Origin of the sequence: Vibrio neptunius (genome assembly GCA_019339365.1) — a bacterium.
GTDB classification, from domain to species: domain Bacteria; phylum Pseudomonadota; class Gammaproteobacteria; order Enterobacterales; family Vibrionaceae; genus Vibrio; species Vibrio neptunius.
Window position 1 is genome coordinate 927,250 of sequence record CP079859.1, and the last position, 13,390, is coordinate 940,639.

Sequence of the window (13,390 nt, forward strand, 5' to 3'; positions counted from 1 at the left end):
ATCCTTTATTCAACAAAAGAGCCTCTGCGAGAGAGGCCCGTTGGGTAGTTAACCAAGTACAACGACGACGTCGTTGACGCTGCCTTTTGGCTGTACGGGTATCGCGGAGCCAGACACTTCTTCTCCATTGACTAGGATCGATTTGACCCCTTTGCTCACTGAGTCTGGGTTCTCCACTTTGATGTTGTACGTCGCCTCTAGCCACTGACGGGTCACTTCGAAACCCGGCCAGTTGGTTGGGATACACGGATCAATCGTCAGCCCGTCAAAACCTGTACGTACGCCAAGAATGAAGTTGGTGACTGCGAAGTAAGCCCAGCCCGATGTGCCAGTTAGCCACGGGTGGTTGGCACGTCCGTGATCTTGGTGGTCACGACCCATGATGAACTGCACGTAAGAGTAGGGTTCTGCAATCCGTTTTTCGATAATGTCATTTTGGTTGTATGGGTTGAGTGCATCGTAAAATTTCATTGCACGGTCACCACGCCCCAATTTCGCTTCTGCAACCCAAGCCCATGGGTTTGGATGTGAGAAGATAGCGCCGTTTTCTTTGACGCCTTGATAAACGCGAGTGACGAAGCCGATGTCATCGTTAGGTGTGGCGAAAGATGGAGAGTTGAGGTGTAAGCCATACTCTGAGAATAGGTTCTCATCAACCGCATCCATCGCTTTCTCACCACGCTCTTGAGAAACGGCACCAGACAATACTGCTAGCGTATTTGACTCTAAGTGAACTCGACCTTCTGTTTGCTGAGCAGTACCGATCTTGTCACCATCTTTAGTCAGACCACGGATGTACCAACCGCCTTCATCATCCCAAAGATGTGTCTCACATGCTTCACGAACGTTTGCTGCCATTTCGGTGTATTTCTCTACATCTGCGTCTTTGCCCAAGAATTTAGCAAGGTCGATGAACTCTTGTAGCGCCCAGAAATGGAGGAACGACACCATTGATGATTCGCCACCGCCTAGGTTCAGGCAGTCGTTCCAGTCTGCGCGTAGACCTTTACAGATACCGGTTTGACCTACGTACTCAGCCGAGAAATCTAGGGCAGCTTTCATGTGATCATAAACGCTGGCATCGCCACCATCTGCGTAAGGAATTATTTCGTCGAAGAAGCTGTGCTCACCGATTTCCATCACGTATTTACAGATGGTTGGCACTAACCATAGGTGGTCATCAGAACACGTGTCTTCAATGCCGTGGATTTTGTCTTCGTCGGAAGGGGTAGGAACAACCGTTGGTGACTTAGACGGTTTCACGTCTGCTTTCTCTGGATCGAACCAGTCTGGATCGAATAGGTGCAGACCATAACCCGCTTTCACCTGACCGCGCAGTAGATCAACGATACGCTTGCGTGTCATTGCTGGGTTGGCATGAGGGACTGAAATCGCATCTTGTGCGGTATCGCGGTAACCAAGGCCAGTACGACCACCTACTTCGATAAAGGATGCAAAACGAGACCACACCACACAGGTTTCAGCTTGGTATAGTGTCCAAGCATTAATCATGGTATCTAGACCTTGGTTTGGCGATGTCACTTGGAACTTGCCACAACGCTCTTCCCAGTGGGCTTTGATTCCAGCGAAGGCGTTATCGACTTCTGCTAGATCTTGGTATTGAGCACGCAGGCGTTCACCGTTGCCTTTGCCGATACCTAGAATGTAAGCAAAGCGAACTTCTTCACCCGGTTGGATGGTGAATTGCTTGTGTAGAGAACCACAGTGGTTATAACAAGTCTGAGCTGTGTTGGAGCATTGGCCTTTTTCTACGGCGATTGGGTTAGCTTCGTCGCGGTAAAGACCTAGGAAGCTGTCACGCTGACCATCGTAAGAATCTGGAGAAAACGTCGAAGCAAGGTAGTAGAAACCTTCGAAGTCGTTGGTGTTGTAGTACAGGTCGTATTCAATTACGCCTTCATTGTAAGTCGTACCCGCTGAGTACAGAGACATCTGATGGTTTTGGTTATCAGATTGGATATGGCTGAATGAGAATTCAACAAAAGAGAACGCGCTGATGGTGCGTGGTTTTTCAGAGGTGTTCTTGATCACCACATCCCAAATTTCCGCGTCTTCGCCTTTAGGGACGAAGAGTGTTTTCGTCGCGGTAATACCGCTGTATTTACACTTGAACTTAGAGTATGACAAGCCATGACGGACTTCGTAGTTTGCTTCATCTAGGCTTTTGGCCACTGGTTGCCAAGAGATTGACCAGTAATCACCTGTTTCATCATCACGCAGATAAACGTAATGTCCTGGGCGATCGAAGGTCGCATTCGGGCGGAATTTAGTCACACGGTTGTATTCTGGCGAGTTGTAGAACGAATAGCCTCCCGCATTGTGCGAGATCACCGTACAGAACTTCTCAGTGCCTAGGTAGTTTGTCCATGGCGCAGGTACGTCAGGGCGAGTGATGACGTATTCACGATTCTCGTTATCGAAATAGCCGTATTTCATGTTTTATTCCTTTTCCTACCGCCACTGAAACAGCGGCTTAATGTATTTGCTAGAGAAAACTGCTAAGGGCTATGGCCGTCAGCAAAAGTTATTTCCAAGGGTTGCGATAATTAATGCCTTGTTTATCCAGTAAAGATAAATGGCCTTTCAGCCTTGCTTGATAGTCGTGCCAGTCGCGATGTTGTTTCATTGTCCAGCAAGCTTCTGCTATTGCTGTCAGGCGAGGGAACACCATGTAGTCCAGCCGTTGCTGGTGGGAGACAAGTTCACACCATAGCGCGCACTGAATGCCGAGAATACGTTTACGGATTGGGTCTTCTTGTGGAATATCAGCCAGAGGTTCATAGCGATACGCGCTTTCGAGAGGAATGACATTCGCCCAGTCGACGCCAGGTTCCTCAGGGGAATAGTCCTGCGCCATATCCAGATAGGTGGATTGGGCCGGTTGTAGGACAACATCGAAACCTTGTTTGGCACACTTGAGGGCTGCCTCTTCACTCAACCAAGAATAAATTACGGTATCTTTGCTGACTTTATCTCCGTGCTGAGCTTCTTCCCAGCCGACCATACGCTTGCCCAAAGAGCGTAATTTTTGCTCGGCATATCGCAGCAGGTGCCCCTGAAGCTCTTTGGTATTCTGGTAACCTTCAGATTCCATTAATGCTTGGCAATTCGCGCTCTGAAGCCAAACGCCATCGGGCACTTCATCGGCGCCAATATGCACCCAAAGGGCTGGAAACAGACTGGCGACTTCTTCAAGCACTTTATCGAGAAACTCATAAGTCCCCGGTATTGCAGGAGAGAGAACATTATCGGTGTAATGCTGAATACTGCGATATTCCGATTTGTCGCTCGGATCGAGCAGTAATTCTGGAAGGGCTTTAATCGCTGCTCGGCAGTGACCCGGAATATCAATTTCAGGAATCACGGTAATGCCTCGCTCTTGAGCATAAGCAATCACTTCTCTTACCTGATGCTGAGAATAATACCCGCCATATACTGGCGAAATGTGGCTAAACTGCGGCTTGAGTTCCGAGTCTCTTCCACGAAATGCCCCTACTTGCGTGAGCTGAGGAAAAGCGTTGATCTCCAGTCTCCAGCCTTCATCATCGGTTAAATGCCAGTGAAAAGTATTGAACTTGTAATGAGCGAGTTGGTTAATTAACCGTTTGATATCGTCGATTGGATGGAAATGGCGAGCGCAGTCGAGCATCATGCCTCGGTATTTAAAGCGAGGCTTATCCATTACCTTGACATAAGGCACTGTTAATTGGTCGTTATCTAGTGTTATGAGTTGCATTAACGTGGCACTGGCATGTACGAAACCTGCTGCCGATGCCGATTCAATCCTGACACCGGTAGCGGATACGATAAGCTGATACTGACTTTCATCCAGAGTTGGATTATTGCGAAACAGGATTTCGCTTTGACCAATAGCCTTGGCCTGATAGCCAAATAGAGTAGTTAGTTCTTTCTCTAGCCAAGTCGCGGCTTTTTCCGCTTGCGCAGTTTGCAGGGTAATCTGGCTGGAGGCCGATAAATGAAAGGTTCCACCCTGATAACTGATCTGATTTGGTGCCGGGATCAGTGAGTGCTCTGCAGCAGATATCGGGTCAAGTTGGGTGCGCTCTTGATAGGGGGAGGCGAGAGCAATAGGCGTCAACGTTACTGCTAACTCACTGGCACCATTGTCACTGACAATCAAAGCATCTTTGAGGCCGTCAGTGTAAAAGCGCAATGGCGCTGTATTGATGCTAAATTCGCAGTAATAATGCTGATTTGCGTCGAGTGTGTGGCTATCCGGAGTAACAACGCAAAAGCTGCCTGTTTGTTTGATCGAACCATGACGAAAGCTATCAGGAAGGATGTAGCGGTCAATGATGAACTGCAAATGCCAATTGTTTAGTGCTTGATCCGACAGATTGTGCAGCGTCAGACCAAAACGACAGTATTGCTTATGCTCTGACAGAACGGTGAGGTCAATACGATAACTCATGGTATCCCCTTTAATACAGGTTGTGCTCTGGTTTGCCAGCAAACATTAATGCCCCATCAATGGCATCGAACTGGGGTTCAACAATCCACTGTTGAACAGGAGGCGAAAGCCAGTCATGCATACGCTCTGCTATGCTGCCCATTAGGCAGATTCGGTTGGCACCTTTCTTATGTAAGGCGAGAATGAACATTTCAATGTCTGCTGCAGTTTGCTTAAGTAACGAGATAGCTAATGAATCGGCTTGGGTCGCATGGCGAAAAATCATTGGCGAAAACTGGCCATAGTCACAGGGTAAGGCGTTTTTCGACCAACTCACAATTTGGTCGACATCGTTGGAGAAGTGGGTCATCACTTCTTGGCATAAAGGTGTTTTTTCACCAATACCATCTTCAGCAAGGAGTACTTTTTGAATCAGTGTCAGCCCCATCACGGCGCCACCGCCTTGATCGGAAATAGGAAACTCTCGCCCCCTACAACATGCTGCTCATTGCCGGACAAATAAATGCCACAAGACCCTGTCCCAGCAATCATAATCGCCCCACTGTCGCCATTGTGAGCGCCTAAGCACGCCCCATAAGCATCAGTGTTGAGTACGATAGAAGCGAAAGGGTGGGCTTGAGCCATAAACTCATGCCAAACCGACCTTTGTTCTGCCCCAGCCAAGGCTAACCCTAAATGCATGTGTTTTAGTTGAGATGAGTCGAGTCCAGCTTCTTGAGTAGCAGTTGTTACCGCGTCGATAATTGACTGAAGTGCCACATCGACCCCTAAAAGAATATTGGCGCTGCCACTTTTACCTTCTCCAAGTTGCTTACCGTGTTGATCCCTGATGCGTGCTCGGCAAGATGTGCCTCCGCCATCAATTCCGACAAAATACTCAGTCATGTTAGTGCTCCTCTACGCGACTGAAATGAGCTTGCTGAGCCATGATGGCAAGTAAATACCATGCACTATGGGGAATCCATTGCTCGCCCCAGCGCCAGTTTTGTAGCATGTCGTCTTTTTGTCCGGTTGGGTTAAATGCAATATCGTCTGAATCGTCGAAGCCTGCCGTTATGCCGTTACAAATCCCTCCTTTGGCATTAAAAAAACCAAGGTGTGGTAAATAGTCGGGATTGTTGCGTCCGTGCCCATCTAACATGCACATGTCATACGGGTTAAGGCCGAGAATCCAATTGAGAGCATTTTGGGCAAACTGGTTGAGCTTGTTTTTTTGCTCAGCGTCGCATAGATGCCGCTGAGCGAGGTACGCCATTGCAGACAATGACGCTAAACGGGCATTTTCTCCCTGCCACCAATAGCCACTCTCATTATCCTGAGCGATGAAGAAAGCGTCCTGTTTTACTTGATTAACGCCTTTTACATACTGACGTGGATAGCCAAAAGGGTTGGCGACTTTAGTGGAAACCGTCAGTTCAAATTGACAGGCATACGTGATGGTATCGACTGTTGATTGGCGTCGTTGTGAGTCATCTTCGATCTCTAAATACAGGCATAGAGCAATGACAGGTAAGCCAGCTTCCGCCGCATGATAATAAGGGCGTGAGCCGTCCTTATTCGCTGACCAGAAATTCTGGATAAGTGCATCTGACTGCTGTCGCTGCGTTAAACGTGCCGCCCAGTATCGGCTTTCTTCAAGATAGAAATGCTTTTGCGTTGTTTGGTACAGTTCTGCGCAGGCCATCAGTGCGCAATACTCATCAATAATGTTTTCTTCGCCATCATTGAGGTAGTGACAATTGAGTTCTTTCAGGTGGTGGTAACCGGATTCAGCAGCATTCAGGTATTGCTGCGTGGTAAAGTCGCCATGGGTATCCAAACGTGCTGCTGCCGCTAATGCTGCTATGGCTATGCCACCACCTTGACGAAAGCCGGCCTGAAAGTCGTCTGATTTGTGGCCGTCTTGCGTTGCGTAAGAGCATATCTCACGCTGCTCTGGGTCTTTCGACCACTTATCAAAGATTGTGGTATAGAAAAATCCCGATTCGTGCTGCATCCGGACCAGAAAATCGGCACCAAATAAGGCCTCTTCTTTGAGACGTAACTGAGTGAAGCCTGCCAGCTTTGCGTTGGTACTGCATAACTTAAGACCTTTGAGTATATTCCACACCACCATTGGAATTTGTTGTGGGTTCAGATAGTTGGCATAAGAGAGATGACTTAAATATTTGCTGACGTCACCAGAGGCATCGTACCAGCCGCCACGAACGTCGACAGTTTGACTGCTGTTTAATAGCGGTATGTTTTGATCCCGACGATCATAGATGCCGCTGCTGCGTTGGGATTTAAAATAGTGCAGTACGTCAGACAGTGTGGAGGTGAAGAGCAGATCTTGTTCGATCGAAAAAATAGAGGACTGACAACTATTGTATTTGAGGTAGTAGCGCCCTAGTGTTTTCACGTTGGAAAAATCAATGCGAAAAAAATACCCCTGGTGCCAATTTGCCACTCGAGTCCCAATCTCAACATCCAGTGACGCAACAGTCTGATGGTTAACTGCACAGACCAAAAGGGCAGTGAAAGAGGGTAGGTTGGGTCCATCTGCCATCAGAATAGCCTGTTTTGGTCCCAGGGATTCATAACCAATATGGTTCGTAAGTAGCAGCATTAAAATCTCCGAGCAAATCTGATGAGCCAAGTTTTATAGGCTGGCTTCAACATGGTTTTAGCTTTGATATAAGTAACAACGTACAAAGTGGTTGTCTGACAGTTGAGTGACTTCTGGCAATTGTTCTCGGCATTGATTGGTTGCATGCTGACAACGTCCAGCAAACGGGCAGCCTAGGGAGTTAGGTGTCCAAAGAGGGATCTCACCTTTCTTGCCTTTAAGCTGTTCATGGATCGACTTGCTTGGATCCGGCACAGCGGAAACCAGTAATTGAGTGTATGGATGTTGGGGGGTGTGAATGATCTCTTCTGTATCTCCCCATTCGACCATGTGACCGACGTACATTACGGCAAGATCTTCTGCGATGTAGCGCGCGGTTGCGATGTCATGAGTGATATAGAGCAGTGACATCTGTTTTTCAAACTTCATCTCTTCCATCAAGTTAAGGACGCCCGCGCGAATCGAGACATCCAACATGGATGTTGGTTCATCCGCGAGTACTACCTCAGCGCCAACAGCAATATTACGCGCTAGGTTGACCCTTTGGCGTTGACCGCCGGAAAGTTGGTGCGGGAATTTTTGCGCGGTTTCCTTAGGCGGAATGAGTCCTACTTGCTCAAGCAAGTCGTAAACACGTTCTTCCAATTCCTTCTTATTCCCCGGTTTGACCTTTTTATGGATCAGCAATGGACGGGCAATATGATGGAAAATATTATGGGTTGGGTTTAGAGATCCAAAGGGGTCTTGCCAGACCATTTGCACGCCTTCGCGATAGGCCATTAGATCAGAACGAGAACCAATGCTCTGGATATCACGCCCCTTATATTCAATGGTGCCGCTGGTTGGGGCATACATCTTTGCGATCATCTTGGCAGTGGTCGATTTGCCTGAGCCTGACTCGCCAACCACTGACAAGCCGCGACTTTTGTACATTTTAAACGATACGTCGTTTATCGCGCGCATCATGGGTTGCTGCAGCGCATTACTGTTAATAGGAAAGTCTTTAACGAGATTTTTCCCTTCCACTAGTAGTTCACCAAATTCTTTGCTCATTATTGTCTCCAGTAATCGTTATGTTTTTGTCTTCCAGCGCTAGAGTTTGACTTGGGCTATTGGCTCACCATAGAGGTGGCAGTTTGAGAAACGACTTGGTTCTATTTGTTTCAGTTGAGTTGGTATCTTGGTACAGGCTTCGTGGACACGATCGCATCGTGCTTGGAATCGACAACCTTGTGGAATTTCCAGCAGGTTGAGTGGGTTGCCAGGGATACCAGTCAACTTGGTTTTAGGACCAGTGAGTGGAGGAAAAGAGCTTCCCAGCCCTTTGGTGTACGGGTGGTAAGGGCTTTCTAAAATTTGCTTCGATGGCGCCACTTCGATCAATTCACCGGAGTACATAATGCCGATGCGATCTGAGAATTCGACCATCAGCGAGAGATCGTGGGTAATGAACAAGATAGAGAAACCAAATTCTTCTTTCAGAGCGTAGATCTTCTGAAGAATCTCGCGTTGTACCACAACATCTAAAGCAGTGGTGGGTTCATCCATAATGATCATTTTAGGATTGAGTGCGAGGGCAATGGCGATAACCAAACGCTGGCGCATTCCACCAGAAAACTGGTGAGGGTAGTCAGTCAAACGGCTTGGATGAATGTCTACGATCTCCAGTAACCCTTCTGCGCGTTTACGTGCTTGTTCACGCGTCATGTTGGTATGACGCATAATCACGTCGCAAAATTGCTCTTCCATAGTTAGAACGGGGTTCAGCGCATTCATCGCACTCTGAAATACCATTGACATTTCGCTCCAGCGAAAGGCTTGCATTCTTTCATCGCTGTAGTTGAGGATGTTTTCGCCATTGAAGATGACTTGGCCCCCGGTAATAAATGCAGGCGGCTTGTGCAATCGCATTAACGAGAACGCGACCGTTGATTTTCCGCAGCCTGATTCGCCCGCTAAGCCAAAGACTTCACCTGGAGCGATATCAAAGCTGACATTGTTACAGGCGCGCACGTCGCCCGCTGCTGTAATGTAATCAACACATAAGTTACGGATAGAAATGAGTGGGGCTGTCATAATTATTTATCTCCGCTCCAAAGTGCATTTTGTGGTGCCAGTTCTGGCTCACGTTCTTTTTTGTCTTGCTGGGCTAGTTTTTTCCAACGCTTCATCCCTTTGTGCGAGCGCAGCTGCGGGTTAGCAATTTCGTCTACAGCGAAGTTAAGCAATGCCAATCCAGTCACAAGTAAGACAAGGGCCGCACAGGGTGCAAACAGTTCCCACCAAGCGCCAATAAGCATTGAGGATGAAGTTTGAACGTTGTACAGCATGATGCCCCAGCTAACGGTATTAGGGTCACCTAAGCCAAGGAAGGAAATGGTCGCTTCCATCATGATGGCGTACATCACTGAACCAATGAAACTTGCGCCAACAATTGGGATTAAGTTCGGTAGGATCTCGACAAAGATGATGCGCCAAGATGATTCGCCGAGTACTTCTGCGGCTTTAACGAACTCTTTCTCACGTAGAGCTAAAGTTTGTGAGCGAATGACCCGAGCGCCCCAGGCCCAAGCAGTTAGGCCAATGATCACGGCGATGGTTAATGGTCCGGCCTCGCCAATGAACGCGGCCAATACGAAGAGTAGAGGGTACTGTGGAATAACCAACATGATGTTCATTGCTGCGGTTAAAAAGTCATCGATGCGACCACCGAAATAACCCGCTGAAATGCCGATCACAGTAGCTAGAAAGCACACAGTAATACCAGCACCAAAACCGACGGCAAGTGATACACGAGCACCGTGGACAAACTGCGACCAGACATCGCGTCCCATGCGGGTGGTGCCAAGTGTGTGATCGGCTTTTTTCGACATCAACAGCGTGCGGCGGTCTGTTGCTAGGTTTTCTGCCACCCAGCCGTCTGGGTTGGCTTGCGCTGATTTCACGATGAAAGCTGGGTACTCGTGTGGGTTACCTGTACGTTTGTCCGGTGCGTGTTTACTGAGCAGAGGTGCTGCAAGCGCAATAAACAAGAAGATGCCGATGATGATGCTACCAATCAAAGCGATTGGGTTACCTATGATGAGTTTGATGAATCCCTTCATGATTATTTGCCTCCCTTACGTAGGCGAGGGTCAAGAACGACATAAAGCATGTCAGCCAATAAGTTAAAGAACAGCATGAATAGCGTCATGATCAGTAGCTGGCCCTGAAGAACTTGATAGTCACGAGCTTTAATCGCATTGAAAAGTACTGAACCTAAACCTGGGTAGTTGAAGATGATTTCGATGATCAACTGACCACCAATCGCCATACCTAGCGCCATGGATAAGGCGGTTACACTAGGCAATAAAGCATTTCGTGCTGCGTAATTGAAGACCACACGGTTCTCACTCAAGCCTTTGCCTTTGGCCATTGTGATGTAGTCTTCTGCTAGCAGGTTAATCATGTTGTTGCGCATATTGACAAGGAAGCCACCGATCTGAACAACAGATGCACAGAAAAGAGGAAGGACAGCGTGATAAGCCACATCTTTAATGAATGCCCAACTCGTCCAGTCTGGAGAAGTGCCGGCGGTATACGCATAGCCAGTCGGGAACCACTTCAAGCCAATCGCAAATATGAACATGGCAATCATAGCAATGACGACTTGTGGTACGGCTTGAATGATCAGCATGCCCGGTGTAATGAATGCGTCGTACTTGCTACCGCGCTTCCAAGCCGCGTAGATACCGAGAATAGAGCCGATAGAAAAAGACAGAATGACCGCTGTGCCCGCCAGAAACAGTGACCAGCCAAATGCGCTACCTAGCAAGTCATTAACGGCGAGTGGGTAAAACTGTATGGAAGTCCCCAGTTCCCAACTGAGTATGTTTTTCATGTAGGCGACGTACTGGACAAAGAGTCCACCATCAACAAAACCCAGCAGTTCTTTCATTGCGGCAATGCGCTCAGGCGTCACTTGGACAGATGCGTTAGCAAACATCATGGTGACCGGATCGCCCGGCATTGCCCGTGGAATAATAAAATTAAGTGTCGCGGCTACTAAAAGTGCGACAAAGTAAAATGACAAACGTCTTAAAAAATAACCCATAACTTACACCTTACTCGCCCAGATTTTCCCTGTTTCTGGTTTCAGGTCGCTCCTAGCGAAAGTCAAAATTGAGAGCGAACAATCCCCTGACGACTGGCGCCATACTTTAATTGGTTAAAGTTTTTGGGGAAAAGGCGGCGCACGGAATGTGCGCCACGCAGATGAACGCTTACTGAACTGGTTTTAGGTCCAGAACGTGAAGTAGACGCTCAGGAATACCAGCCCAAATGTTTGGACGGCCCTTGGGATTGTCTTTATTCCACCAACCAGTGAAGCGAGTTGTGTTGTATTGATACATGTAAGCACCAGACATGACAGGTACAGTTACTTGATCTGCGGCAATGATTTGCTGGATGCCGTGAGCAATTTCTAGCTGCTCGTTTTTATCCGCTGTTTTGTAGAAGCTGTTAAGTAGGCCATCTAGCTGATCATTTTTGTAGAAGTGCATGGCAAAGCGAGGCATGCCATCACCAGATTGCAATGCTGAGTTGTAAGCACTGTTCCAGTAAGTGTAGGGATCTGCACCATGGAAGTAGTTGGTGTACGAGACATCGTAGCTACCTTCCAGCATGGCTTGGTTATACACAGAGAAATCCGGTGTACGAGCTTTGGCTTTGATGCCCACTTCAGCGAGCTGTTCTACCGCTAGCTGAACAGTATTGTTGAAGTCTGTCCAACCGTTTGGTGATTGAATCAAGAGCTCAAATGATTTACCTGACGGCGTGTCTACAAAGCCATCTTTGTTGACATCTTTAAAGCCTGCTTTGTCTAGCAGTGCTTTTGCACCCCTGACATTGTAAGTGTTGTACGCTTTGTACTTATTGTGAACATTCTCGTCAGACCAAGCTTCAAATGCATAACCAAGGCCTGAAGCAAAGTCGTTCACTGTACCGCCACCGTAGTAAGCGATATCAATGATGGTTTGACGATCCAGTGCCATAGAGAACGCGCGACGGAAATCAACATTGTTCAAGGCTTCATGCTTAGCTGCATCTGGGTTCTTGAAGTTGATGACGAATGCCTGAGTACCCGCTGGTGGATACCAGTATTGGTGGCTAGGGCTTGACGCTGCGTACGTGCGGTCAATATCTGGAATAAAAGACGACGTCCAATCCATTTCGCCGTTAACCACTTTTCCAAGGAACTGATCATTGTTGGCGATTTGAGGGACCCGAAGACAATCCACTTCCAAGTTGTCTGCATCCCAGTAATTCGGGTTACGACACTGAATGTAGAGTTGCGCAGTAAAGGTATCGATTTCAGTGAATGGGCCTGAACCTACCGGGTTTTCGTTCGTGAAGGTCGCTGGGTTTTTAACATCCTTCCAAATATGCTCAGGAACAACTGGCACCTTAGCAATTTCGTAAGGAACGTTAGAGTTCGACTCAGTTAGGCGGAATTTGACTTGGTAGTCATTCAGTTTTTCAACACCAGCTACCCAAGAGTTGATACCACTTTGGTCCAGCTCTGGCTTCTCTTTTACTAGGTTAAAAGAGTAAACAACGTCGTTAGCATCAAAGGTTTCGCCATCTGACCATTTCACGCCTTTACGAATATCGAAAGTAACGCTCATTAGGTCATCAGACATTTTGAAGCTTTCAGCCAAACGGAATACAGGAGTGTTACCATGCATTTCGTTAAACACAACAAGAGGCTCGTATAAGAAGTCTGTTGTTGTGTGAAGGTTCGTGGCTCCTAAATACGGGTTAAAATTGCGTACAAAAGTGGTGAATTCTTTAGGGTGTACTGTTAGTTCACTGCGTTCAGCGGCGGTAGCGACAGAAGTAAATCCTGTTGTCGCTACTGCAAAAATTGCTGTTGCTAGCGTTGTTCTTTTAATATTGGCAAGCATAGCTGTTCCTTACTATTTGCTTTCATTTCACTGTATGGAATCGAATGTCGTCAATGGATAGACGCTCCCTAAAACCTACCTCAATCGTATCCTTAATATGCGGAGGAGCATAAGGGGATTGAGTGGCCTGTAGGCCTTAGGCAAGTTAAGAAAACACCTTTACGTTAAATTTGGCAATTGCCCATCTCGTTAAAAACGTTAAAAAACACACGAAAGACGTTAATTTCGTTAATCCACTCTTTTTTTGCTCAAATATTGACTCGTTCTTTGATTGGAGTTGGATCGCATTATTGAAGATGATTAAGGTTGAAAGTGAGTGGTTACTTTTGTTTTGTGTCTTTTTATCTCTTTGGTTTTATTCTGTTGTTGAGTATGTGAGACCAT

Annotated in this window: 8 protein-coding genes and 1 pseudogene; all 9 read right to left on the reverse strand. The window is 47.3% G+C overall.

Features of this window, described 5'->3' with window-relative positions; translation table 11 throughout:
- Positions 1 to 48 precede the first annotated feature (48 nt).
- Positions 49 to 2,457, reverse strand: a complete 2,409-nt coding sequence (locus KW548_04535; GenBank protein ID QXX07303.1) for a N,N'-diacetylchitobiose phosphorylase — start codon at positions 2,455 to 2,457, stop codon at positions 49 to 51.
- An 88-nt stretch (positions 2,458 to 2,545) separates the two neighbouring features.
- Positions 2,546 to 4,453, reverse strand: coding sequence for a family 20 glycosylhydrolase (locus KW548_04540; protein QXX07304.1), 1,908 nt, complete (start codon positions 4,451 to 4,453; stop codon positions 2,546 to 2,548).
- Positions 4,454 to 4,463: 10 nt separating this feature from the next.
- Positions 4,464 to 5,338 (reverse strand): annotated as a pseudogene (locus KW548_04545) (N-acetylglucosamine kinase).
- A 1-nt stretch (position 5,339) separates the two neighbouring features.
- The gene (locus tag KW548_04550; GenBank protein ID QXX07305.1) at positions 5,340 to 7,061 is read right to left on the reverse strand and encodes a glycoside hydrolase family 9 protein; all 1,722 of its coding nucleotides are present in this window, start codon (positions 7,059 to 7,061) and stop codon (positions 5,340 to 5,342) included.
- A 57-nt stretch (positions 7,062 to 7,118) separates the two neighbouring features.
- Positions 7,119 to 8,114: an ABC transporter ATP-binding protein gene (locus tag KW548_04555; protein ID QXX07306.1), complete on the reverse strand. Its 996-nt coding sequence runs from the start codon at positions 8,112 to 8,114 to the stop codon at positions 7,119 to 7,121.
- A 39-nt stretch (positions 8,115 to 8,153) separates the two neighbouring features.
- Complete coding sequence (locus KW548_04560; GenBank protein QXX07307.1) at positions 8,154 to 9,137, reverse strand: ABC transporter ATP-binding protein; 984 nt, start codon at positions 9,135 to 9,137, stop codon at positions 8,154 to 8,156.
- A gap of 2 nt (positions 9,138 to 9,139) precedes the next feature.
- Positions 9,140 to 10,165 (reverse strand): ABC transporter permease, encoded by a 1,026-nt coding sequence (locus tag KW548_04565; protein QXX07308.1) that lies wholly within the window; start codon positions 10,163 to 10,165, stop codon positions 9,140 to 9,142.
- 2 nt (positions 10,166 to 10,167) lie between these two features.
- Complete coding sequence (locus KW548_04570) at positions 10,168 to 11,154, reverse strand: ABC transporter permease (protein ID QXX07309.1); 987 nt, start codon at positions 11,152 to 11,154, stop codon at positions 10,168 to 10,170.
- 169 nt (positions 11,155 to 11,323) lie between these two features.
- A complete protein-coding gene (locus KW548_04575) occupies positions 11,324 to 13,006 on the reverse strand; it encodes an ABC transporter substrate-binding protein (GenBank protein QXX07310.1) in 1,683 nt (560 codons plus the stop codon).
- Between the last annotated feature and the right edge of the window lie 384 nt (positions 13,007 to 13,390).

Excerpts from the sequence above, each read along its gene's own strand:
- KW548_04535 (QXX07303.1), bottom strand. The coding sequence starts at position 2,457 with ATGAAATACGGCTATTTCGATAACGAGAATCGTGAATACGTCATCACT.
- KW548_04540 (QXX07304.1), bottom strand. The coding sequence starts at position 4,453 with ATGAGTTATCGTATTGACCTCACCGTTCTGTCAGAGCATAAGCAATAC.
- KW548_04550 (QXX07305.1), bottom strand. The coding sequence starts at position 7,061 with ATGCTGCTACTTACGAACCATATTGGTTATGAATCCCTGGGACCAAAA.
- KW548_04555 (QXX07306.1), bottom strand. The coding sequence starts at position 8,114 with ATGAGCAAAGAATTTGGTGAACTACTAGTGGAAGGGAAAAATCTCGTT.
- KW548_04560 (QXX07307.1), bottom strand. The coding sequence starts at position 9,137 with ATGACAGCCCCACTCATTTCTATCCGTAACTTATGTGTTGATTACATT.
- KW548_04565 (QXX07308.1), bottom strand. The coding sequence starts at position 10,165 with ATGAAGGGATTCATCAAACTCATCATAGGTAACCCAATCGCTTTGATT.
- KW548_04570 (QXX07309.1), bottom strand. The coding sequence starts at position 11,154 with ATGGGTTATTTTTTAAGACGTTTGTCATTTTACTTTGTCGCACTTTTA.
- KW548_04575 (QXX07310.1), bottom strand. The coding sequence starts at position 13,006 with ATGCTTGCCAATATTAAAAGAACAACGCTAGCAACAGCAATTTTTGCA.